Below are 22,225 nucleotides of genomic sequence, written 5' to 3'. Positions count from 1 at the left end.
AGTGTCTCTGATCGCTTCTGACCACTTCCGCATCGTTGTCGGCCTCGGCAAGAGCGGCATGTCCCTGGTTCGCTTCCTGGCGAACCGGGGCGTGGCGTTTGCCGTGGCCGATACGCGGGAAAATCCACCGGAACTGGCCACGCTCCAGCGTGACTATCCGCACGTGGAAGTGCGTTGTGGCGAGCTGGACGTCGAATTCCTGTGCCGTGCCGATGAGCTCTACGTGAGCCCCGGCCTGGCGCTGGCGACCCCGGCCCTGCAAGCCGCCGCGGCCCGTGGCGTGAAGCTGTCCGGCGACATCGAGCTGTTCGCGCGTAACGCGAAGGCCCCGATCGTGGCCATCAGCGGTTCCAACGCGAAAAGCACCGTCACCACCCTGGTCGGCGAGATGGCGGCTGCGGCCGGCAAGCGCGTGGCCGTGGGCGGCAACCTCGGTACGCCGGCGCTGGATCTGCTCAGCGATGACGTCGAGCTGTACGTGATGGAGCTATCGAGCTTCCAGCTGGAAACCACCGACCAGCTCAACGCCGAAGTGGCGACCGTGCTCAACATCAGCGAAGACCACATGGACCGCTACAGCGGTCTGCCGGCCTATCACCTGGCCAAGCACCGGATCTTCCGTGGTGCGAAGCAGTTCGTGGTCAACCGTCAAGACGCCTTGACCCGGCCGCTGATGGGCGAGGGCCAGCCGTGCTGGACCTTCGGCCTGACCAAACCCGATTTCAAGGCATTCGGCCTGCGTGAAGAGAATGGCGAGAAATACCTGGCCTTCGAATTCCAGAACCTGATGCCGGTGCGCGAATTGAAGATTCGCGGCGCCCACAACCAGTCCAACGCCCTGGCGGCGCTGGCGCTCGGCCACGCGGTCGGGCTGCCGTTCGACGCCATGCTGGCAGCGCTGCGCACCTTCGCCGGTCTCGAACACCGTTGCCAGTGGGTGCGTGATCTGGACGGCGTCGGTTACTACAACGATTCCAAGGCCACCAACGTTGGCGCCGCACTGGCTGCCATCGAAGGCCTGGGTGCGGACATCGACGGCAAGGTCGTGCTGATCGCCGGTGGCGACGGCAAGGGCGCCGACTTCAAGGACCTGCGCGATCCGGTGGCGGCCCATTGCCGCGCCGTGATCCTGATGGGCCGCGATTCCGACAAGATCGGCGAAGCGATCGGCGATGCCGTGCCGCTGATTCGCGCGACCACGCTGGTCGATGCGGTCGCCCAATGCCGCGCCGCCGCCCAACCGGGTGACGTCGTGCTGCTGTCGCCGGCCTGCGCCAGTTTCGACATGTTCAAAAACTACGAAGACCGTGGTCACCAGTTCGTCCGCGCCGTGGAGGATCTGGCATGAGCTTGAGAAACATCATCAAGCCATACCCGTCGCCGCTGATCACCGGACGCGGGATCGACCTCGACTTCCCGATGCTCGCCGGTTGCCTGGCGTTGCTCGGTCTGGGCCTGATCATGATCGCTTCGGCATCGACAGAAGTCGGCGCGGCGCAGTCGGGCAGTGCTCTTTATTACATGACCCGTCACCTGATCTACGTGGTGCTGGGCCTGGGCGCGTGCGTCGTCACCATGATGATCCCGATCGCCACCTGGCAGCGGCTGGGCTGGCTGATGCTGATCGGTGCGTTCGGTCTGCTGGTGATGGTGATCATCCCGGGGATCGGCCGTGAGGTGAACGGCTCGATGCGCTGGATCGGTTTCAGCTTCTTCAACGTTCAGCCGTCCGAGATCGCCAAGGTGTTCGTGGTGATCTACCTCGCCGGTTATCTGGTGCGTCGTCAGAAAGAAGTGCGCGAGAGCTGGATGGGCTTCTTCAAGCCGTTCATCGTGCTGCTGCCAATGGCGGGCCTGTTGCTGATGGAGCCGGACTTCGGTGCCACCGTCGTGATGATGGGCGCTGCGGCGGCGATGCTGTTCCTCGGCGGGGTCGGGCTGTTCCGGTTCTCGCTGATGGTGGTGCTGGCCGTCGGTGCGGTGGTATTGCTGATTCAGATGCAGCCCTACCGGATGGCGCGTCTGACCAACTTCGCCGACCCGTGGGCCGACCAGTTCGGCGCCGGTTATCAATTGTCGCAAGCCTTGATCGCATTCGGTCGCGGTGAATGGCTGGGCGTCGGCCTGGGCAACAGCGTGCAGAAGCAGTTCTACCTGCCGGAAGCGCACACCGACTTCGTGTTCTCGGTTCTGGCCGAAGAGCTTGGCGCCGTGGGTTCGCTGTGCACCGTGGCGCTGTTCGTGTTCGTGTGTATTCGCGGCATGTACATCGGTCTGTGGGCCGAGAAAGCCAAACAGTTTTTTGCCGCTTATGTTGCCTACGGCCTGTCGTTCCTGTGGATCGGCCAGTTCCTGATCAACATCGGCGTGAACGTCGGCCTGCTGCCGACCAAGGGCCTGACCTTGCCGTTCCTCAGTTATGGCGGCAGTTCCCTGGTGATCTGCTGCGCCTGCCTTGGCCTGTTGCTGAGGATCGAGTGGGAGAGTCGGACCCACCTGGGCAGTGAAGAGATGGAATTCCATGAGAGCGACTTCGCCGAGGAGCCGAACCATGGGCGCTAACGTATTGATCATGGCCGGCGGCACCGGTGGCCACGTGTTCCCGGCGCTGGCCTGTGCCCGCGAATTCCAGGCGCGCGGCTATACCGTGCACTGGCTCGGCACGCCGCGCGGGATCGAAAACGATCTGGTGCCGGCGGCGGGTCTTGAACTGCACCGTATCAACGCCACTGGCCTGCGCGGCAAGGGCAAGCTGTCGCTGCTCAAGGCGCCGTTCATGCTGCTGAAATCGGTGTGGCAGGCGCGGGCGATCATTCGCCGCTTGCGTCCGGTGTGCGTGGTCGGATTCGGCGGCTATGTGACCGGTCCCGGTGGTCTTGCCGCCAAACTGGCCGGCGTGCCGGTGATCGTTCATGAGCAGAACGCCGTGGCCGGCACCGCCAATCGGTTGCTGGTGCCGTTCGCCGCCCGGGTGTGTGAAGCCTTCCCCGACACCTTTACCCTGTCGGACAGCCGCCGTACCACCGGTAACCCGGTGCGCAGCGAGCTGTTCCTCGAAACACCGCGCCCGGCCCTGGCCGGACGCAAGGCGCGTTTGCTGATCCTGGGCGGAAGCCTGGGCGCAGAGCCGTTGAACAAGTTGCTGCCTGAAGCCCTGGCACAAGTCGCTGCCGACTTGCGTCCGGAAGTGTTCCATCAGGCTGGCAGAAACCACGATGAAGTGACTGCAGAGCGCTACCGCGCCGCCGGCGTGGATGCGCAGGTGCAGCCGTTCATCAAAGACATGGCCCAGGCCTATGGCTGGGCTGACCTGGTGGTGTGCCGCGCCGGCGCATTGACCATCAGCGAACTGGCCGCCGCCGGTCTGCCCTCGATGCTGGTGCCGTTGCCCCATGCGATCGACGATCACCAGACCCGCAACGCCGATTATTTGGCCCGTGAAGGCGCTGCCTTCCTGATGCCGCAAAGAACGACTGGTGCCGCGGACCTTGCCGCGCGCCTGACAGAGGTCTTGATGCAACCGCAACGACTCGAACAAATGGCCCAAGCGGCCCGCCGTCTGGCGAAACCCGAAGCCACCCGTAGCGTGGTCGATACCTGTCTGGAGGTGGCCCATGGTTGAGAATCAGAAAGCCATGCCGCAACCGGAAATGCGCCGCATCCGTCGCATCCACTTCGTCGGGATCGGCGGCGTGGGCATGTGCGGCATCGCCGAAGTGCTGCTGAACCTGGGCTATGAAGTGTCCGGTTCCGACCTGAAAGCTTCGCCGGTGACCGAGCGCCTGGAATCCTTCGGTGCGCAGATCTTCATCGGCCACCGTGCCGAGAACGCCGCTGCCGCCGATGTGCTGGTGGTGTCGAGCGCCGTCAATACTTCCAACCCGGAAGTGGCGACTGCGCTGGAACGCCGCATCCCGGTGGTGCCGCGTGCCGAAATGCTCGCCGAACTGATGCGCTACCGTCACGGCATCGCCGTCGCCGGTACTCATGGCAAGACCACCACTACCAGCCTGATCGCTTCGGTGTTCGCGGCCGGTGGCCTGGATCCGACTTTCGTCATCGGTGGCCGTCTGAATGCCGCGGGCACCAATGCCCAGCTCGGCACCAGCCGTTACCTGATCGCCGAAGCCGATGAAAGCGACGCAAGCTTCCTGCACCTGCAACCGCTGGTGGCCGTGGTCACCAACATCGACGCCGACCACATGGCGACTTACGACGGTGACTTCAACAAGCTGAAGAAAACCTTCGTCGAGTTCCTGCACAACCTGCCGTTCTACGGTCTGGCGGTGATGTGCCTGGACGATCCGGTGGTGCGTGAAATCCTGCCGCTGGTCAAGCGTCCGACCGTGACCTATGGCTTCAGCGAAGACGCCGACGTGCGCGCGATCAATGTTCGTCAGCAGGGCATGCAGACCTTCTTTACCGTGCTGCGCCCTGATCGCGAGCCTCTTGATGTGTCCGTGAACATGCCGGGCAATCACAACGTGCTCAATTCCCTGGCGACCATCTGCATCGCCACCGACGAAGGCGTCAGCGACGAGGCCATCGTTCAGGGCCTGTCCGGGTTCCAGGGTGTCGGCCGACGCTTCCAGGTCTACGGCGAACTGCCGGTGGACGGCGGCAGCGTGATGCTGGTCGACGATTACGGTCACCACCCGACCGAAGTCGCAGCCGTGATCAAAGCCGTGCGCGGTGGCTGGCCTGAGCGCCGCCTGGTGATGGTCTACCAGCCGCACCGCTACAGCCGCACCCGCGACCTGTACGACGATTTCGTCAATGTACTGGCCGATGCCAACGTGCTGTTGCTGATGGAAGTTTATCCGGCCGGCGAAGAGCCGATCCCGGGTGCCGACAGCCGCAAGCTGTGCAACAGCATCCGTCAGCGCGGTCAGCTCGATCCGATCTACATCGAGCGCGGCGTCGATCTGGCGCCGCTGGTCAAGCCGCTGCTGCGCGCCGGCGACATTCTGTTGTGCCAGGGCGCCGGTGATATCGGCGGCCTCGCACCGAAACTGTTGAAAAGCGAGTTGTTCGCCGGTGCCGTGGCGGCATCGGTCGAGGGGAAGTTGAAATGACTGCTGCCTACGCCAACCTGTTCTCCACCATCGCCCCGAAGGACTTCGGCCGTGTGGCCGTGCTGTTCGGTGGCCTGAGTGCCGAGCGTGAAGTCTCGCTGAAGTCCGGCAACGCCGTGCTCACCGCGCTGCAAAGCGCGGGTGTGGACGCGTTCGGCATCGACGTCGGCGCCGATATCCTGCAGCGCCTGCTGAGCGAAAAGATCGACCGCGCGTTCATCATCCTCCACGGTCGCGGCGGTGAAGACGGCAGCATGCAGGGCCTGCTCGAAGTGGCCGGCATTCCGTACACCGGCAGCGGCATCCTGGCTTCGGCGCTGGCGATGGACAAGCTGCGCACCAAGCAGGTCTGGCACACGCTGGGGATTCCGACGCCGCGTCACGCCGTGCTGCGCAGCGAGGCCGATTGTATTTCGGCAGCGACGGAACTGGGCTTCCCTTTGATCGTCAAACCGGCGCATGAAGGTTCAAGTATCGGGATGGCCAAAGTGAGTTCTGCGTCCGAGTTGATCGACGCATGGAAAGCGGCCAGTACCTACGATTCGCAAGTGTTGGTCGAGCAATGGATCCACGGTCCGGAGTTCACCATCGCCACCCTGCGTGACCAGGTGTTGCCTCCTATCGCCCTGGGTACGCCACACACGTTCTACGACTACGACGCCAAGTACATCGCCAACGATACCCAGTATCGGATTCCGTGCGGGCTCGATGCCGCCAAGGAAAAAGAACTCATGGACCTCACGGCGCAAGCCTGCGAGGCGCTGGGTATTGCCGGTTGGGGCCGGGCGGACGTGATGCAGGACGCCGACGGCAAATTCTGGTTCCTGGAAGTCAACACCGCTCCCGGCATGACCGATCACAGCCTGGTACCGATGGCGGCGAAAGCGGCCGGTCTGGATTTCCAGCAGCTGGTCCTGGCCATTCTGGCCGCCAGTGTCGATGCCGACGGCAAGAAAGAGGCGCGAGGTTAAGACCATGCAAGGCGCACAGCTCAGACATCAGCCACCCGCACCCGGCCGCAAGCCGGTGCCGCGGGGTGCCAGCCGAATGGTGGCCAAAGAGCCGATGTCCGCGCGCCTGCCAAAAGCCAACTTCGGCTTTTTGAAAGGTCTGTTCTGGCCGGTGCTGCTGGTGGCCCTGGGGTTCGGCACTTACGAAGGCGCACAGCGTTTGCTGCCGTACGCCGACCGGCCGATCACCAAGATCGCGGTGCAGGGCGACCTGAGTTACATCAGCCAGCAGGCGGTGCAACAGCGGATCGCCCCTTACGTGGCGTCGAGCTTCTTCACCATCGATCTGGCGAGCATGCGCACCGAGCTTGAGCAGATGCCGTGGATCGCCCACGCCGAAGTACGTCGGGTGTGGCCGGACCAGGTGGTGATCCGCCTCGAAGAGCAACTGCCGGTGGCGCGTTGGGGTGACGAGTCGTTGCTCAACAACCAGGGCCAGGCGTTCACGCCCAAGGAACTGGCGAATTACGAACACCTGCCGCAGCTGTTCGGTCCGCAGCGGGCCCAGCAGCAAGTGATGCAGCAATACCAGGTGCTGAGCCAGATGCTCCGGCCACTGGGCTTCTCGATTGCGCGGCTCGAGCTGCGTGAACGTGGCAGCTGGTTCCTGACCACCGGTGCCGGCAGTTCCGGCCCCGGGATCGAGCTGCTGCTGGGACGCGGCAACCTGGTGGAAAAGATGCGCCGCTTCATTGCCATCTATGACAAGACGCTCAAAGAACAGATTACGAACATTGCGCGCATCGATCTGCGCTACGCCAACGGCCTCGCTGTTGGCTGGCGGGAACCAGTAGCGCCGACGACAGCCCAACCCGCTGTCGCAAAGAATTAAGAAGAGGCAGGACCCATGGCAAACGTGCAAAGCGGCAAAATGATCGTCGGTCTCGATATCGGCACCTCCAAAGTGGTGGCGCTGGTCGGCGAGGTTGCGGACGACGGCTCGCTGGAAATCGTCGGGATCGGCACTCATCCGTCCCGCGGCCTGAAGAAAGGCGTGGTGGTCAACATCGAGTCCACCGTGCAGTCGATCCAGCGCGCGATCGAAGAAGCCCAACTGATGGCGGGCTGCCGCATTCACTCGGCGTTCGTCGGCGTGGCGGGCAATCACATTCGCAGCCTGAACTCCCACGGCATCGTGGCGATTCGTGATCGCGAAGTCAGCTCGGCTGACCTGGAGCGGGTACTCGACGCCGCCCAGGCGGTAGCGATCCCGGCCGACCAGCGTGTGCTGCACACCCTGCCGCAGGATTACGTGATCGATAACCAGGAAGGCGTGCGCGAGCCGCTGGGCATGTCCGGCGTACGTCTGGAAGCCAAGGTTCACGTGGTCACCTGCGCCGTCAACGCCGCACAGAACATTGAAAAATGCGTGCGTCGCTGCGGTCTGGAAATCGACGACATCATTCTCGAGCAACTGGCCTCGGCCTACTCGGTCCTGACCGACGACGAAAAAGAGCTGGGCGTGTGCCTGGTCGACATCGGCGGCGGCACCACCGACATCGCGATCTTCACCGAAGGCGCGATCCGCCACACGGCCGTGATCCCGATTGCCGGTGACCAGGTGACCAACGACATCGCCATGGCGTTGCGCACCCCAACCCAGTACGCCGAAGAGATCAAGATCCGCTACGCCTGCGCCCTGGCCAAACTGGCCGGTGCCGGGGAGACCATCAAGGTGCCGAGCGTCGGCGACCGTCCGCCGCGCGAACTGTCCCGTCAGGCCCTGGCCGAAGTGGTCGAGCCGCGTTACGACGAACTGTTCACCCTGATCCAGGCCGAGCTGCGTCGCAGCGGCTACGAAGACCTGATCCCGGCCGGCATCGTGCTCACCGGTGGTACCTCGAAGATGGAAGGCGCCACGGAACTTGCCGAAGAAATTTTCCACATGCCGGTCCGCCTGGGCGTGCCGCATGGCGTGAAAGGCCTGGATGACGTGGTACGCAACCCGATTTATTCCACTGGCGTTGGCTTGTTGATGTACGGCCTGCAGAAGCAGTCCGACGGGATCTCGTTCTCGGGCATCGGCAGCCGCGACAGCTACAGCAACGATGAGCCGCAGGCGCCGTTGCTGGACCGTTTGAAGAAGTGGGTTCAAGGCAACTTCTAACGCTTTACCGCAACACCGCAACAAACAGCAGTAGGCGAAAAAACTAGAGAATGTAAGGAGAGGGAAAATGTTCGAACTCGTAGACAACATCCCCGCAAGCCCGGTAATCAAAGTTATCGGTGTTGGCGGTGGCGGCGGCAACGCTGTCAATCACATGGTCAAGAGCAACATCGAAGGCGTGGAATTCATCTGCGCCAACACCGATGCTCAAGCGCTGAAAAACATCGGCGCGCGCACCATTCTGCAACTGGGCACCGGTGTGACCAAAGGCCTGGGCGCCGGCGCCAACCCGGAAGTCGGCCGTCAGGCTGCGCTGGAAGATCGCGAGCGCATCGCTGAAGTGCTGGCCGGCACCAACATGGTGTTCATCACCACCGGCATGGGCGGCGGTACCGGTACCGGTGCGGCGCCGATCATCGCCGAAGTGGCCAAGGAAATGGGCATCCTGACCGTTGCGGTCGTGACCCGTCCGTTCCCGTTCGAAGGCCGCAAGCGTATGCAGATCGCCGATGAAGGCATCCGCATGCTCTCGGAAAGCGTCGACTCGCTGATCACCATTCCGAACGAAAAACTGCTGACCATCCTCGGCAAGGACGCAAGCCTGCTGTCGGCTTTCGCCAAGGCTGACGATGTACTGGCCGGTGCCGTTCGCGGTATCTCCGACATCATCAAGCGTCCGGGCATGATCAACGTCGACTTCGCCGACGTACGCACCGTGATGAGCGAAATGGGCATGGCGATGATGGGCACTGGCTGCGCCAGCGGTCCGAACCGTGCACGTGAAGCGACCGAAGCGGCCATCCGCAACCCGCTGCTGGAAGACGTGAACCTGCAAGGCGCACGCGGCATCCTGGTGAACATCACTGCCGGTCCTGACCTGTCCCTGGGTGAGTACTCCGACGTGGGTTCGATCATCGAAGCCTTCGCTTCCGAGCACGCGATGGTCAAGGTCGGTACCGTTATCGATCCGGACATGCGCGACGAACTGCACGTGACCGTGGTTGCCACTGGTCTGGGCGCGAAAATCGAGAAGCCTGTGAAGGTCATCGACAACACCGTTCACACCTCGATGGCGGCTGCTCAGGTGCAGCAACCGGCACCCGCTCGTCAGGAGCAGCCAGCGGTGAATTACCGTGACCTGGACCGTCCGACCGTCATGCGCAACCAGGCTCAGGCCGGTGCTGCGACTGCCGCGAAGATGAATCCGCAAGATGACCTGGACTACCTGGACATCCCGGCTTTCCTGCGTCGTCAGGCCGATTGATGAAATGTATCAGGGGTATTCAGGTGATTGGTGTTCAGCAAAGGCTCGGTCTGCTATCATCGCCAGCCTTTGTTGATACCAGTTCGCAATTTGCGCTGAAGCGGCCCATGCCATGATTAAACAACGCACACTGAAAAATATTATCCGTGCCACCGGTGTAGGTCTGCACTCCGGGGAGAAGGTTTACCTGACCCTCAAGCCTGCACCTGTCGACACCGGGATCGTCTTTCGTCGTGCCGATCTCGATCCGGTTGTCGAGATACCGGCTCGTGCGGCCAACGTCGGCGAGACAACCATGTCGACGACGCTGGTCAACGGTGACGTGAAGGTAGACACGGTGGAGCACTTGCTCTCGGCCATGGCTGGCCTGGGCATCGATAACGCCTACGTCGAGCTCTCCGCGTCTGAAGTCCCGATCATGGATGGCAGCGCAGGACCTTTCGTATTCCTGATTCAATCGGCTGGCCTGGAAGAACAGGACGCCGCCAAGAAATTCATCCGCATCCTGCGTGAAGTGACAGTGGAAGACGGCGACAAGCGCGCCACTTTCGTCCCTTTCGAAGGGTTCAAGGTGAGCTTCGAGATCGATTTCGATCACCCGGTTTTCCGGGACCGCACCCAAAGTGCAAGCGTGGATTTTTCCAGCACTTCGTTCGTAAAAGAAGTCAGCCGCGCCCGTACTTTCGGTTTCATGAGTGACATCGAGTACCTGCGCAAGCACAACCTCGCACTCGGCGGCAGCGTGGAAAACGCGATCGTGGTCGATGCCGATGGCGTACTGAACGAAGACGGCCTTCGCTATGAAGACGAATTCGTGAAGCACAAGATCCTCGATGCGATTGGCGACCTGTACCTGCTGGGCAACAGCCTGATTGGTGAGTTCAAGGGCTTCAAGTCCGGCCACGCACTGAACAACCAGCTGCTGCGCAAGTTGATTGAGCAGAAAGATGCCTGGGAAGTCGTGACGTTCGAAGACGCCAGCACTGCACCAATCTCTTACATGCGCCCGGTTGCGGCGGTGTAAGTAAAAAACCTCTCTAGTTTTTTGAAGGCCACCTTTGGGTGGCCTTTTTTTATGCCTGTTTTCAGGCCACGACGACCCGGTTTCGCCCACCTTCCTTGGCCTGATACAACGCCCTGTCCGCCGCGAACAACAACTGCTCCAGGCTGATCTCGCTCGTCGCCGTCCAGGTGCTGATGCCGATGCTTACGGTCATAGGTGACTGGTCTTCATTCACGCTTGGCAGTTGTTCCACCGCTGCGCGAATGTGCTCGGCGATCTGCTGCGCCCCGACGCTGTCGGTTTCCGCGAGGATCACCGAAAACTCCTCACCGCCATACCGCGCCACCAGATCCGCCGGACGCCGCACATTGGCGGTGATCACTCTCGCCAGTTCACGCAACGCCTGATCCCCGGCCTGATGCCCGTGGCGGTCATTGAATGCCTTGAAGTGGTCCGCATCGATCATCAGCAATGACAGGGGTTGGCCCGAGCGTTGGGCGCGGAACCACTCGTGGCGCAGCGACTGGTCGAGCATCCGCCGGTTGGCGACCCCGGTCAGGGCATCGGTCGCCGCCAGTTGCGCCAGTTCGTGTTCGGCCCGTTGCCGCAGTCGCAGCTCCCGGGCCAGCAGCCAGGTCAGCCACAGCAGGCCGGCACACAGCACGCCGGTGGCGCCGCTGATCAGGATCGCCGTGCGTCGCCACGCGCCGAACACTTCCTCGCTGGACAGGGCAACGATCACCGTCAGCGGCAGATTGCCGACCCGCGAATAGGTGTACAGCCGTTGCTGATAATCCATGCTCGAAATGCTGTTGAAACTGCCATTGCCGTTGCTGTCGCGCAGAATCCGCACCACATTGGGCCGGGCAGCAAAGCTCTTGCCGATCGAATCGCTCTGCAGATAAGGCTTCTGCGCCAGCAGGATGCCGTCGTTGTTGATGATGTTGAGGGTGCTGTCGATGCCGATGTCGAGACTGTTGAACAGCTGATCGAAGTAATCGAGTTTCATCGACGCCACGGCCACGCCCAGAAACTCGCCGGTGTCCGAAGAGATGCGCCGGCTGAAACTGATCCGCCACTGGTTCGCGTCATCGCAGTCGCAGCGGGGTTTGAACGGACGGCTGATGAACATGCCGGTGTCGCGGTTGAAGGCGTGGGCGAGGAAGTAGTCGCGGTCGGCGAAATTGCCTGGCAGCGGATCGACCCGCGAGGAATCGGCGATCACCTCGCCATGCTTGTCGAGCAACAGGATGTCGCCCTTGAAGCGCGCGGTAGTAGAGCGATCGAACAACGCCAGATGGCGAATCTGCGGTGACACATCTTTCAGGTCGTCACGCTGGGCGGCAGCGATCAGCCCTTGCAGCGTCAGGTCATACAGCTCGACGGTGCGCAGCACGTCGGCGTCGATCAGCTGGGCGATGGTGGTGGCGCCGCGGGTGGCTGATTCCTGCGCGTTGGCGTGTTCGCGGATCAGCAGAAACGTCACGATGCACACAATCGCGATCACGCTCAGCAGACTGCCGAGGATCAGCAGCAGCTCGGAGCGTCCGGTCGTGCCGGGAACGGTAGGGGTGCGGCTCGCGATCATGGTTCGGTTTCGGTAAGGGATTCTTGTAAGCGTAGTCGTACCCGCTTCGCTGCCACAGGCAAGAAAAAGGCCAGCGCATCAGGCTGGCCTTTTACTGTAGCGCCGATCTTAGAAGACGTTGATCGGGTAGTCGATGATCACACGGTATTCATCTGTGTCCGTATCCAGCGCGCCGTAACCGTTGCCGCCACGGTTGGTCGCCCATTGCAGATGCACCGCGAGGTCTTTGGCCTGGCCGCTCTGCACCACGTATTTAAGATCGATGTCCCGCTCCCAATGCTTGGCGTTGCGGCCTTCGGCGCTGTACCAAAAGGCGTAACCTTTGCTGCCCGGATCGACCTTGGTCAGGTCCAGCGTGCCGCGCGAGTAAGACAGCGCCGAGGTCAGGCCCGGCAGGCCGACGCCGGCGAAATCGTAGGCGTACTTGAGTTTCCACGAGCGCTCGTTCGGGCCGTTGAAGTCCGAGTATTGCTGCGAGTTGTCGAGGTAAACGCTGTCACCCTGGCTGATGTAATCGAACGGCGTGTTGCCGTTGACCCGCTGGTATGCAGCGGTAACGCTGTGGTTGCCGATACCGACGGTGAAATGCAGGCTGTAGGTGTTGTTGTCGATATTGCCCAGCAGCGCGTCGCCGGTGTCTTGGGTGTGATAGAAGTGCAGGCCCGGGTTGAGGGTCACCCGATCATTCAGCGCCCAGGTGTAGTCGAGGTCGTAGTAGTACTGGTTCCAGATGTCCTTCAGCTCGGACGCGTACAGGCTGCTGGTCAGGCCTTCGACGCCGCTCCAGGCCACGCCGGCCCAGTTCAGGTGCTGGCTCTTGTCGCCGTCGGCGAGGGTGCCGTAAGAGGTGCCGATGCGTTTGTGGCCGCTCTGGTTGTAGGGCTTGGTGAAGCTGGCCTGGCCGCCTTCGATCATCCAGCCATCGAAGCTGTGGTTGGTCAGGCTGAGGCCGCGAAAGGTCTGCGGCAGCATGCGCGTCTCGCCACCGGCGATCACCGGGTTGGCGAGGAACAGATCGCCGGCCTTCAGCTCGGTATCGAACGCACGCATTTTCAGAGTGCCGCCCGCCGTGGAGAACGAGCCCGGCGCTTTGCCGCTGCCGTCACTGACCGGCAGGATGCTGGAGTTGTCGGTGCCGCCACCGCCATCAAGTTTGAGACCGAGCATGGCGTGGGCATCGATGCCGAAACCAACCGTGCCTTCGGTGTAGCCCGACTCGAATTTGCCGAGGAAACCTTGGCCCCACTCGATGTTGTCATCCGTCTGCTGCAGGCGGTTGCGGTTCATGTAGTAGTTGCGGGCGTTGAGGTTGAGACTCGCGCCTTCAACGAAACCCTGTTTCTCGGATTCGGCAGCGTGGGCGGCGGGGGCAATCGTTGCGGCAATTGCAATGAACAGCGGGGTGAAGCGAACTGGGTAACGCACGTGCGGTAAAGCTCCTTGGGGTCAACTGACACTTCAATGTCTTGAGGTGCGGGATGTTTCTAATTGTTAAAGACGAACCGGACAGCTTACAGACCACAACGAAAAAAGGCCGCTGAAAATCAGCGGCCTGCAAGGACGACGGTTGAACGGGAAGAGCCAAACAACCGCGTCGAGGGAAACGGAGCGGTGCGCGACTCAGCTCTCTTTCTCTGAAGCCTGAGTCTGGGAAGTTGCGGCCTGAGGGGCTTGCGTGGCGTCTTGAGCCTTGGCCATCACTTCTGCCTGATGCTGTTCGAATGCGTGAGCGCGAGCGGCGTTTTGCGCTACGAACGACTGCGATTCTTCAGCCATCGCCATCGGCGACAGGATCAATGAGGACAAAACGAAAGCGCTGGCAATACCCATACTGTTGGACATCTTGAAAACCTTCTTGCTTGGCAAGTGCTGTTTGGTGCGGGCAAAGATAAGGTTGCCGGGCGTTGGGAAACAGCGTGATTTTCATAAATGACTGTTACAGCAAAAGCAAAAGTCACCCCCTCATCGGAACGCCGCCCGCCCAGCCCTCTCCCCCAAGGGGGCGAGGGGGAAAGGGAGCCGATCTTCATGCTTTTCAAAGCCTGAGTTCGACTGGATTTTTCAGGTCGGCGTAACTCGAAAGAACAACTCGGTCAGTCCCCTCTCCCTCTGGGAGAGGGTTAGGGTGAGGGGGCTTTTCAGACCGGGAGGTGGATTCCGAAAGTATTCATCCCGCGATCACTGCGCACGAACACATCGCCGCCATGCATCAGCGCAATCGCCTTGACGATCGCCAGCCCCAGTCCGTGGTTGTTGCCGCTGTTGCTGCGCGACGCATCGACCCGGTAGAAACGCTCGAACAAGCGTGGCAAATGTTCGCTGGCAATCGGCGAACCGGGGTTGGCCACGCCGATGCTGACCTGATGTTCCTCGACCGCGATCTGCACTTCGATCACCTGACCGGGCGCGGTGTGTTGTACCGCGTTGCTCAGCAGATTGATCAAGGCCCGGCGCAGATGGGCGATCTCGATCTGTACCCGCGCGTCGCCGCTTACCTGCACCTGGACCTGCGCATCTTCGAGAATGAAGTCGAGGTATTCGAGGGTGGTCGCCACTTCATCGGCCAGCGAGGTGGACGTCAGTTTGGTGGCCTTGCTGCCCTGGTCGGCGCTGGCCAGGAACAGCATGTCGTTGATGATCGAGCGCAGGCGTTCCAGCTCTTCGAGGTTGGATTGCAGCACTTCGAAATAATGCTCGGCGGAGCGTCCGCGAGTGAGGGCGACCTGGGTCTGGCCGATCAGGTTGGTCAGCGGCGAGCGCAGCTCATGGGCGACGTCGGCGTTGAAGGATTCGAGCCGCGAATAGGCCTGTTCAACCCGCTCCAGCGTCGAGTTGAACGAGTCGACGAACTGCTCCAGCTCCGGCGGCAACGGCGACAGACGCAGGCGCCCGGCCCGCAACGGCGGCGCCAGACGCTGGGCTTCGTGGGACAGTTTGATCAGTGGTTTGAGGCCGATCCGCGCCACCCAATATCCCAATGCCGATGCCAGCAGCACGCCGATCACCGCCAGGCTGACCAGCGCGATCAGCAACTGATGCTGGGTCTGGTGAAAGGTCTCGGTATCGATGCCGATCATGAAGCGCAGCGGCGGGCGTTGATCCTTGGCTGGCAGTTCGGTGAGCAGCACTTTCAGCGGATAAGGATGGTCGGGCAGTTGCAGATCGCGCATGCCCAACGGGCCTTGGGCAAACGCGCGAATCAAGGCATCCGGCTCGCCGAACTCGTAGCCCGGATTGCCGCTGACCACCCAGAAACGGATGCGCTTGTCTTCTTCGCCCAGCAGCTTGAGCTTGGCGTTGATCTTCACCCAATGCTCGGGGGTGCCATAGCGGTTGAGCGCGGACTCAAGCACGCTGTAACGCGCATCGAGTTCCGCTTCCGGCAACAGACCCAGGCCTTTGTCCACTTGTTGATACAGCGCGCCGCCGATCAACAGGAACACCAGCAGCGCCACCAGCGTGAACATTCCGCTCAGGCGCAGGGCGATGGAATTACTGGACACCACGGCTCTCCAGCACATAACCCATGCCGCGGATCGTGTGCAGCAGTTTCTCGTCGAACGGCCCGTCGAGCTTGGCTCGCAGGCGTTTGATCGCGACTTCGACCACGTTGGCGTCGCTGTCGAAATTGATGTCCCAGACCATTTCCGCAATCGCGGTTTTCGAGAGGATTTCGCCCTGACGCCGGGCCAGCACGCTGAGCAGCGAAAATTCCTTCGCGGTCAGATCCAGCCGGGTGCCGGCGCGGGTGGCCTTGCGGCTGATCAGATCGATCCACAGGTCGGCGATGCTCACTTGGACCGGTTCATGACCGCCACTGCGCCGGGTCAGCGCTTGCAGGCGCGCCACCAGTTCGAGGAAGGAAAAAGGTTTGCCGAGGTAATCGTCGGCGCCGTCGCGCAGGCCGCGGATCCGGTCTTCGACCCGCTCGCGGGCGGTGAGCATGATCACCGGCGTCTGCTTGCGCGCACGCAATGCGCGCAGTACGCCGAAGCCATCGAGGCCCGGCAGCATCACGTCGAGGACGATCACCGCGTAGTCGCTTTCCAGTGCCAGGTGCAGACCCTCGACGCCGTCGCGGGCCCGATCCACGGTGTAACCCTGTTCCGTCAGGCCGCGGTGCAGGTAGTCCGCGGTTTTCTCTTCGTCTTCGATAATCAGAACGCGCATGACCCGCCTCAGTCTGTCGTTGCCAGCGCCGCGATGGGCGCAGGTTTGGGCTTGTGGAACAGCCGCTCAAGCCACAAGTATATGACCGGCGTGGTGAACAGCGTCAGCATCTGGCTGACCAGCAGGCCGCCCACAACCGCTATCCCCAATGGTTGGCGCAGTTCGGCACCGGTGCCGTAACCGAGCATCAGCGGCAGTGCGCCGAGCAGGGCGGCGAGGGTGGTCATGATGATCGGCCGGAACCGCGTGATACACGCCTCGAAAATCGCATCCTGCGGCGACAGCCCGCGATGACGCTGCGCTTCAAGGGCGAAGTCGATCATCAGGATGCCGTTCTTCTTCACGATACCAATCAGCAGCACCAACCCGATCAACGCCATGATCGAAAAGTCCTGGCCGCAGATCCACAGCATGATCACCGCACCCAGACCCGCCGCCGGCAAGGTCGAAATGATCGTCAGCGGATGGACGAAGCTCTCGTAGAGCACGCCGAGAATGATGTACACCGCCACCAGTGCCGCGAGAATCAGCCACGGCTGACTTTTCAGCGAGCTCTGAAACGCCTGCGCCGCACCCTGGAAGTTGCCGCTGATCGCGGTCGGCATGCCGATCTCGGCCTTGGCCTGATTGAGCAGGATCACCGCGTCGCCCAGTGCCACGCCGGGCGCCAGGTTGAACGACAGGTTGGCAGCCGGGAACATGCCGTCGTGGGCGATGGACAGCGGGCCGATGGTCGGCGCGTCGAATCGGGCCAGCGCCGACAGCGGCACCATCTCTCCGCTCAGCGGTGAGCGCAGGTAGAAATAGTTGAGGCTTTCGGCCTTGCCGCGCTGCTTGGTGTCCAGCTCCAGAATCACGTTGTACTGGTTGACCTGGGTCTGGAACTCGTTGATCTGCCGCTGGCCGAAGGCGTCGTACAGCGCCTCGTCGACATCACTCGCCGTCAGGCCGAAACGCGCGGCGGCGCTGCGGTCGATGCTGATGTGGGTGATGCTGCCGCCCAGTTGCAGGTCGTTGGAAATGTCACGGAACGCCGGGATGCTGCGTAGCTTTTCGGTGAGTTTCTGGGTCCAGGTGGCGAGGGTCGGCCCGTCGTTGCTCTTGAGCACGTATTGATACTGCGCACGGCTCGGGCCGGAACTGAGGTTGATGTCCTGGCCGGCGCGCAGGTAAAGCACGATGCCGGGGACTTTCATCAGTTGCGGACGAATACGGTCGATGAACTGGCTGGCTGAAACATCGCGGTCACCGCGTTTTTTCAGGGCGATCCAGAAGCGGCCGTTGGCGATGGTCTGGTTGCTGCCGGACACGCCCACCGAGTGGGAAAACGCCTGGACAGCCGGGTCGGCGGCGACGATTTCGGCCATTGCCAGGTGTTTTTTCACCATGTCGCTGTAGGAGATATCGGCGGCGGCTTCGGTGGTGCCGAGGACGAAACCGGTGTCCTGAACCGGGAAGAACCCCTTGGGGATAAACACGTAGCCGCCAATCGCCAGCGCAACGGAAATGCCGAACACGCCGATCATCAGTTTCTGGTGGGCGAGGGCGCGGCGCAGGCCTTTTTCGTACCAGCCGAGCAGGCGTTCGCTGAAGCCCGGTTTGTCATGGGCGTGATGCACCGGTTTGCGCATGAACAGCGCTGCCAGCGTTGGCGCCAACGTCAGCGAGACCACCACGGAAATCATGATGGTCGAAGTGGCCGTCAGGGCGAATTCCTTGAACAAACGCCCGACCACGCCGCCCATGAACAGCAGCGGAATGAACGCCGCCACCAGCGAGAAACTGATCGACACCACGGTGAAGCCGATCTCGCCGGCGCCCTTGATCGCGGCGTCGCGCATGCTGTCGCCGGCCTCGAGGTGACGGTGGATGTTTTCCACCACCACGATCGCATCGTCGACCACGAAGCCCACCGCCACCACGATGGCGACGAGGGTCAGGTTGTTCAGACTGAAGCCGAGTAAATACATTAAGGCGAAACTGGCAGTCAGCGACACGCCGAGCACCGCCGAGACAATCATCGTCGCCGACAGCTGGCGCAGGAACAGCGCCATCACCGCCACCACCAGCAGGATCGCGATCAGTAAGGTGATTTCCACTTCATGCAGCGAGGCGCGGATGGTCTGGGTGCGGTCGATCAGGGTTTTGACCTGCACCGAGGCCGGCAGCATGGCTTCGAGGCCGGGCAGGGCGGCCTGAATCCGGTCTACGGTTTCGACGATGTTGGCGCCGGGCTGGCGGGAGATCACCAGGTTCACGCCCGGTCGATCGCCGGCCCAGGCTTGCACGTAGGCATCCTCCGAACCGTTGACGACTTTCGCCACATCCTTGAGGTGAACCGGGGCGCCGTCCTTGTAGGAAACGATGAGTTGGCTGTATTCCTCGGGGTGGAACAACTGGTCGTTGGTCGACAGCGTGGAAATGCTCGAATCGCCGTACAGCGCACCTTTGGCGAGGTTGAGGCTGGTCTGCTGGATCGCCACACGAATATCGGCGAGGGTCAGGCCGATGGCCGCCAGTTTGTCCGCCGAAGCCTGAACGCGGATTGCCGGACGTTGCTGACCGGTGATGTTGATCTGGCCCACGCCGTCGATCTGACTGATCTGACGCGCGAGCAGGGTTTCCACAAGGTCGCTGAGTTCGGTGCCGGGCATTTGCGTGGAGCTGACGCTGAGGATCAGCACCGGGCTGTCCGCCGGGTTGACCTTCTTCCAGGTCGGCAGGGTCGGCATGTCTTTCGGCAGTTTGCCGGCGGCGGTGTTGATCGCGGCCTGCACTTCCTGGGCGGCGGTGTCGATGCTCTTGTCGAGGGTGAATTGCAGGGTCAGCAACGTGGAGCCCAGCGCACTGCTGGAGGTCATCTGGGTCATGCCGGGGATGGCGCTGAATTGCACCTCCAGCGGCGTGGCCACGGACGAAGCCATGGTGTCCGGGCTGGCGCCGGGCAGTTGGGCGGAGACCTGGATCGTCGGAAATTCCGCTTCCGGCAGCGGGGCAATCGGCAGGCGCGGGAAGGCAATCAACCCGACCAGTACCAGCGCGATGGTCAGCAGAATCGTCGCCACCGGGTGATCGATGCACCAGGTCGAAACGCCTTTGTGCTGCTTCATGGCTTGGGCTCCGCTTGCACCACCTGCGGCGGTTCGCTCATGACCTGCACGGTCGAACCGGGCTTGAGCCGCGACTGGCCGTCACTGACCAATAGGTCGCCGGGTTTCACGCCCTTGATGATGTCCTGGCCGCTGCCCTGATAAACCATTTGCACCTGCACGGCTTCAACCTTGTCGCCGTTGACCCGGTACACGAAGTGCTGATCGAGACCGCGTTGTACGACGGTGGGCGGAACCACCAGCGCATCTTTATCTAGCGCTGTCTGAATCTTTACCGTCACCAGCAGGCCGGGCCAGAGCTTCTGGTTCGGGTTGTCGAATTCGGCCTTGGCGCGGATGGTGCCGGTGTTGGCATTGATCTGGTTGTCGATCAGGGTCAGGTGACCTTCGCCCAGCAGGTTGCCGGTTTCGCCGTCGGTGTCGGCGCCGATGTACGCCTTGACCTGTGCGCGCTGCGGGTCGCTGATCAGGCCTTGCAGGGTCGGCAGCATTTGCTGGGGCAGGGAAAACTCGACGGCGATCGGGTCGATCTGGGTCACGGTGAACAGACCCTGGGTGTCGGTCATGCGCAGGAAGTTGCCTTCGTCGACCGTGCGAATGCCGACGCGGCCGGTGACCGGGGAGCGAATCTGGGTGTAGGAAAGTTGTACCTGTGCCGCGTCAATCGCGGCCTGATTGCCCTGGGCGGTGGCTTTGAGTTGGTTGACCAGTGCCTGCTGCTGGTCGTAGGTCTGCTTCGATACGCCGTCGTCGACGCTGAGCAGTTTGTAGCGCTTGAGGTTGACCAGGGCGACTTGCAGTTGCGCCTGGCTTTCGCCCAGTTGCGCCCGGGCCTGATCGAGGCTGGCGCGGATCGAGCGGTCGTCGATGGTGGCGAGCAGGTCCCCTTGTTTCACCAGTTGGCCCTCCTTGACCAGGAGCTTGGTGAGGATGCCGTCGATCTGTGGGCGCACCACGACGCTGTGCAACGAGAGGACCGAGCCGATGCCGCTGGTGTAGCGGGGGACGTCTTTTTCACTGACGGCGACGACTCGCACCGGGATGGCGGTGGGGGCGGCGAGTTTGGCCGGGGCGGGTTTGTATGCGTACCACAGACCGGCGGCTGCGAGGGCGATCAGCAGGGTGGCGAGCAGGGCTTTTTTCTTCTGGGTTTGCATGCTTGTGGGGCGCCAGGGGGGACGGGGTTTGGGCAGGTTTTGTCTTTATAAACTTGTTTGGGGGTCAGGAGGGTGACGGCTAACTGACGGCGCTGTCAGTTTCGGCTTTTGACTTGGCGGCCTTTGGGCCGGCCATGCTTTGGGTGTTTGGGGTGAATATCCGTTTTTTCGGGTGTTGCGGCTGGCGGTTCCGCTCTTACAGCGGGTCACTTTGGCAAACGCCCCAAAGTAACCAAAGGTCTGGGCCCCTGCGTTCGGCGCCTCGCTGTGGCTCGGCGTTCCTTCGTTCCGGGATTCATCCGGGGGCATCGCCTACGGTTTGCTTCGCTGCACCTCCTCTCGATGCATGCGGCTGCGCCGCACGGTCGCTGCGCTCCCACCCCCGTATAAATCCCTCCACTCAGCCTTCCGATGGGGCCGGCACGTCAAGAGCGGTACTCGAGCTAACGCTCATCGTTTTGAGTGGTGAAGAGCGTAGTGCGGTGCTGCTCAAAACTGGAGTTCAGCTCGGTGATTCAGGTCGGTGTATTCCGTATAAACAACACCGTCAGTTCCCTCTCCCTCCGGGAGAGGGCTAGGGTGAGGGGAGCTTTTGAGGTTGTTTAAATCTCAACAACTACACCAGATCCTTCCCACAAGGTTTTCAGGTTGTCCGTCGGAAGTGCGCTCTCTAGTCTTTGGCTGTCGCTGCCAATTCAGCGAACAGGTGTGGAAACCTGATTTCAAGTAGTTGCAAAGCATCTCCCCGTAATCGTTGCCGATGTCTTCTTTCGTCTGCAAACTGCGTCGCGGCGGCTGTGCGCAGGCAGACTTCGGTCTGGCCGGTTGCCTACTTATCGGTTTTCCACCCTGCGTACAGCTGCCACCTCTTGTCGTGTGGAAACGACAAGGGATGGCTCCATAGCCAAGTAGGAGTTTTTCATGGACAAACTGATACCCGACCCACCCCTCGAATCCACCCCACTCGAAGAGGCCATGCGCGCCGAAGACCTCGCCCGTAACCGCGAAGCCATCAAACGCGCCCTCGACTACTACCTCTGCCCCAACCCCACCAAACCGCGCCCGAGCACGATGTATATGGTCACTCCCAACGTCGACACCGAAAGCCTGCTGGCCAATGCCTGCGAGTCCCTGGCGTCGGCCAGTACCATCGCCAGCAATTTCGCCAATGAGCTTTCGGGCCCGCAGCGCAGTACGGCACTGGGAATCCAGCAGATCATCATGCTGGCGGAGCTGGCGGTGAACCGGGCGCTGGATCGGGTTGATCCGCAAACGTGATCCGCTAGTCGAAGAGTCCCGAAAAGGCACAGGTCGTACCCTTTTTGGGACTCTTTAAACTCCGCTCACGCAGGTATACTGCGCGCTTTCGCGGCTCGTCCACCGGGCCGGTCTTTTTGCTTCGCGGAGCTTTCATGACTTCCCCAATCGACAACGCTGTGAGCGATGTCCCGGCAGAGCTGGCTGAGGCCGGCGATACCAAGCCGACCATTCCTGCGTTCAAGTTCCCGTTCAAGCCAGGTGAGCTGGCGGCTGCCAAAGCGGCGAAGCAGCCGCAGTTCAAGGGCAAGGACGGTGATCGTCACGCCAAGATTCCGGGTGTGGCGCCTTCGGGTACTCGCCGTTCGATGGGCAAGCGCTGATTCCATCCCGCCTCGGCCGTCGCTGTGATTTTCGGTCACAGTGATGGCTAATTGCTCAGTTCCTGAGCCAGATCAACGTTTAACCAGTGAGTGCGCTTAGA

At 61.9% G+C, this 22,225-nt stretch carries 18 protein-coding genes; 11 read left to right on the top strand and 7 right to left on the bottom strand.

What is annotated here, in order from left to right; all coding sequences use genetic code 11:
- The first annotated feature begins 1 nt into the window (after position 1).
- The 9 genes from murD to lpxC all read left to right on the top strand — a co-directional run bounded on the left by murD (position 2) and on the right by lpxC (position 10,480).
- A complete protein-coding gene (murD, locus tag CAF74_RS03875) occupies positions 2–1,348 on the top strand; it encodes a UDP-N-acetylmuramoyl-L-alanine--D-glutamate ligase (protein WP_039766248.1) in 1,347 nt (448 codons plus the stop codon).
- Positions 1,345–2,562, top strand: coding sequence for a putative lipid II flippase FtsW (gene ftsW, locus CAF74_RS03870; protein ID WP_007956765.1), 1,218 nt, complete (start codon positions 1,345–1,347; stop codon positions 2,560–2,562). The genes murD and ftsW overlap by 4 nt, the downstream gene beginning before the upstream one ends.
- The gene (murG, locus tag CAF74_RS03865) at positions 2,552–3,622 is read left to right on the top strand and encodes an undecaprenyldiphospho-muramoylpentapeptide beta-N-acetylglucosaminyltransferase (protein ID WP_011335863.1); all 1,071 of its coding nucleotides are present in this window, start codon (positions 2,552–2,554) and stop codon (positions 3,620–3,622) included. The genes ftsW and murG overlap by 11 nt, the downstream gene beginning before the upstream one ends.
- Positions 3,615–5,075 carry a UDP-N-acetylmuramate--L-alanine ligase gene (gene murC / locus CAF74_RS03860; protein WP_085745351.1) on the top strand — a complete coding sequence of 487 codons (1,461 nt, stop codon included), beginning with the start codon at positions 3,615–3,617 and terminating at the stop codon, positions 5,073–5,075. The genes murG and murC overlap by 8 nt, the downstream gene beginning before the upstream one ends.
- Positions 5,072–6,046 (top strand): D-alanine--D-alanine ligase, encoded by a 975-nt coding sequence (locus tag CAF74_RS03855; RefSeq protein WP_007956758.1) that lies wholly within the window; start codon positions 5,072–5,074, stop codon positions 6,044–6,046. The genes murC and CAF74_RS03855 overlap by 4 nt, the downstream gene beginning before the upstream one ends.
- Positions 6,047–6,050: 4 nt before the next feature.
- The gene (locus CAF74_RS03850; RefSeq protein ID WP_007956757.1) at positions 6,051–6,917 is read left to right on the top strand and encodes a cell division protein FtsQ/DivIB; all 867 of its coding nucleotides are present in this window, start codon (positions 6,051–6,053) and stop codon (positions 6,915–6,917) included.
- Positions 6,918–6,932: 15 nt separating this feature from the next.
- Positions 6,933–8,192 carry a cell division protein FtsA gene (ftsA, locus tag CAF74_RS03845; RefSeq protein WP_007956755.1) on the top strand — a complete coding sequence of 420 codons (1,260 nt, stop codon included), beginning with the start codon at positions 6,933–6,935 and terminating at the stop codon, positions 8,190–8,192.
- A 67-nt stretch (positions 8,193–8,259) separates the two neighbouring features.
- Positions 8,260–9,456, top strand: a complete 1,197-nt coding sequence (ftsZ, locus tag CAF74_RS03840; RefSeq protein ID WP_007956754.1) for a cell division protein FtsZ — start codon at positions 8,260–8,262, stop codon at positions 9,454–9,456.
- A gap of 112 nt (positions 9,457–9,568) precedes the next feature.
- Complete coding sequence (lpxC, locus tag CAF74_RS03835) at positions 9,569–10,480, top strand: UDP-3-O-acyl-N-acetylglucosamine deacetylase (RefSeq protein WP_007956752.1); 912 nt, start codon at positions 9,569–9,571, stop codon at positions 10,478–10,480.
- A 61-nt stretch (positions 10,481–10,541) separates the two neighbouring features.
- On the opposite strand, the gene CAF74_RS03830 is transcribed toward lpxC, so the two are convergent.
- From CAF74_RS03830 to CAF74_RS03800, 7 genes are all read right to left on the bottom strand, one after another.
- Positions 10,542–12,047 (bottom strand): sensor domain-containing diguanylate cyclase, encoded by a 1,506-nt coding sequence (locus tag CAF74_RS03830; protein WP_085745350.1) that lies wholly within the window; start codon positions 12,045–12,047, stop codon positions 10,542–10,544.
- Positions 12,048–12,155: 108 nt separating this feature from the next.
- Entirely contained in the window at positions 12,156–13,472 is a 1,317-nt protein-coding gene (locus CAF74_RS03825) for an OprD family porin (protein ID WP_085745349.1), read from the bottom strand.
- Positions 13,473–13,667: 195 nt separating this feature from the next.
- Entirely contained in the window at positions 13,668–13,889 is a 222-nt protein-coding gene (locus CAF74_RS03820; RefSeq protein WP_085745348.1) for a hypothetical protein, read from the bottom strand.
- Between the two features lie 296 nt (positions 13,890–14,185).
- Positions 14,186–15,550: a heavy metal sensor histidine kinase gene (locus CAF74_RS03815; RefSeq protein WP_085745347.1), complete on the bottom strand. Its 1,365-nt coding sequence runs from the start codon at positions 15,548–15,550 to the stop codon at positions 14,186–14,188.
- The gene (locus CAF74_RS03810) at positions 15,540–16,217 is read right to left on the bottom strand and encodes a heavy metal response regulator transcription factor (protein WP_011335857.1); all 678 of its coding nucleotides are present in this window, start codon (positions 16,215–16,217) and stop codon (positions 15,540–15,542) included. Before CAF74_RS03810 ends, CAF74_RS03815 begins: the two co-directional genes overlap by 11 nt.
- An 8-nt stretch (positions 16,218–16,225) precedes the next feature.
- Entirely contained in the window at positions 16,226–19,327 is a 3,102-nt protein-coding gene (locus CAF74_RS03805; protein ID WP_085745346.1) for a multidrug efflux RND transporter permease subunit, read from the bottom strand.
- Entirely contained in the window at positions 19,324–20,484 is a 1,161-nt protein-coding gene (locus CAF74_RS03800) for an efflux RND transporter periplasmic adaptor subunit (RefSeq protein ID WP_085745345.1), read from the bottom strand. Before CAF74_RS03800 ends, CAF74_RS03805 begins: the two co-directional genes overlap by 4 nt.
- Positions 20,485–21,405: 921 nt before the next feature.
- Between CAF74_RS03800 and CAF74_RS03795 the strand changes: the two genes are divergently transcribed.
- On the top strand, positions 21,406–21,762 hold the full coding sequence (locus CAF74_RS03795) for a DUF6124 family protein (RefSeq protein ID WP_085745344.1): 357 nt from the start codon (positions 21,406–21,408) through the stop codon (positions 21,760–21,762).
- A 134-nt stretch (positions 21,763–21,896) separates the two neighbouring features.
- Positions 21,897–22,124: a hypothetical protein gene (locus tag CAF74_RS03790; protein ID WP_085649354.1), complete on the top strand. Its 228-nt coding sequence runs from the start codon at positions 21,897–21,899 to the stop codon at positions 22,122–22,124.
- Positions 22,125–22,225: the final 101 nt, after the last annotated feature.

Source organism: Pseudomonas sp. R45(2017), assembly GCF_002112305.1.
Classification (GTDB): domain Bacteria; phylum Pseudomonadota; class Gammaproteobacteria; order Pseudomonadales; family Pseudomonadaceae; genus Aquipseudomonas; species Aquipseudomonas paraglycinae.
The sequence above is the reverse complement of the archived record's forward strand: the minus strand, read 5'-3'. Positions and strand labels throughout refer to the sequence as shown.

Bases quoted from the DNA above. Each gene is read 5' to 3' on its own strand.
- ftsW (WP_007956765.1), top strand. From the start codon at position 1,345: ATGAGCTTGAGAAACATCATCAAGCCATACCCGTCGCCGCTGATCACC.
- murG (WP_011335863.1), top strand. From the start codon at position 2,552: ATGGGCGCTAACGTATTGATCATGGCCGGCGGCACCGGTGGCCACGTG.
- murC (WP_085745351.1), top strand. From the start codon at position 3,615: ATGGTTGAGAATCAGAAAGCCATGCCGCAACCGGAAATGCGCCGCATC.
- CAF74_RS03855 (WP_007956758.1), top strand. From the start codon at position 5,072: ATGACTGCTGCCTACGCCAACCTGTTCTCCACCATCGCCCCGAAGGAC.
- CAF74_RS03850 (WP_007956757.1), top strand. From the start codon at position 6,051: ATGCAAGGCGCACAGCTCAGACATCAGCCACCCGCACCCGGCCGCAAG.
- ftsA (WP_007956755.1), top strand. From the start codon at position 6,933: ATGGCAAACGTGCAAAGCGGCAAAATGATCGTCGGTCTCGATATCGGC.
- ftsZ (WP_007956754.1), top strand. From the start codon at position 8,260: ATGTTCGAACTCGTAGACAACATCCCCGCAAGCCCGGTAATCAAAGTT.
- lpxC (WP_007956752.1), top strand. From the start codon at position 9,569: ATGATTAAACAACGCACACTGAAAAATATTATCCGTGCCACCGGTGTA.
- CAF74_RS03830 (WP_085745350.1), bottom strand. From the start codon at position 12,047: ATGATCGCGAGCCGCACCCCTACCGTTCCCGGCACGACCGGACGCTCC.
- CAF74_RS03820 (WP_085745348.1), bottom strand. From the start codon at position 13,889: ATGTCCAACAGTATGGGTATTGCCAGCGCTTTCGTTTTGTCCTCATTG.
- CAF74_RS03810 (WP_011335857.1), bottom strand. From the start codon at position 16,217: ATGCGCGTTCTGATTATCGAAGACGAAGAGAAAACCGCGGACTACCTG.
- CAF74_RS03805 (WP_085745346.1), bottom strand. From the start codon at position 19,327: ATGAAGCAGCACAAAGGCGTTTCGACCTGGTGCATCGATCACCCGGTG.
- CAF74_RS03800 (WP_085745345.1), bottom strand. From the start codon at position 20,484: ATGCAAACCCAGAAGAAAAAAGCCCTGCTCGCCACCCTGCTGATCGCC.
- CAF74_RS03795 (WP_085745344.1), top strand. From the start codon at position 21,406: ATGGACAAACTGATACCCGACCCACCCCTCGAATCCACCCCACTCGAA.
- CAF74_RS03790 (WP_085649354.1), top strand. From the start codon at position 21,897: ATGACTTCCCCAATCGACAACGCTGTGAGCGATGTCCCGGCAGAGCTG.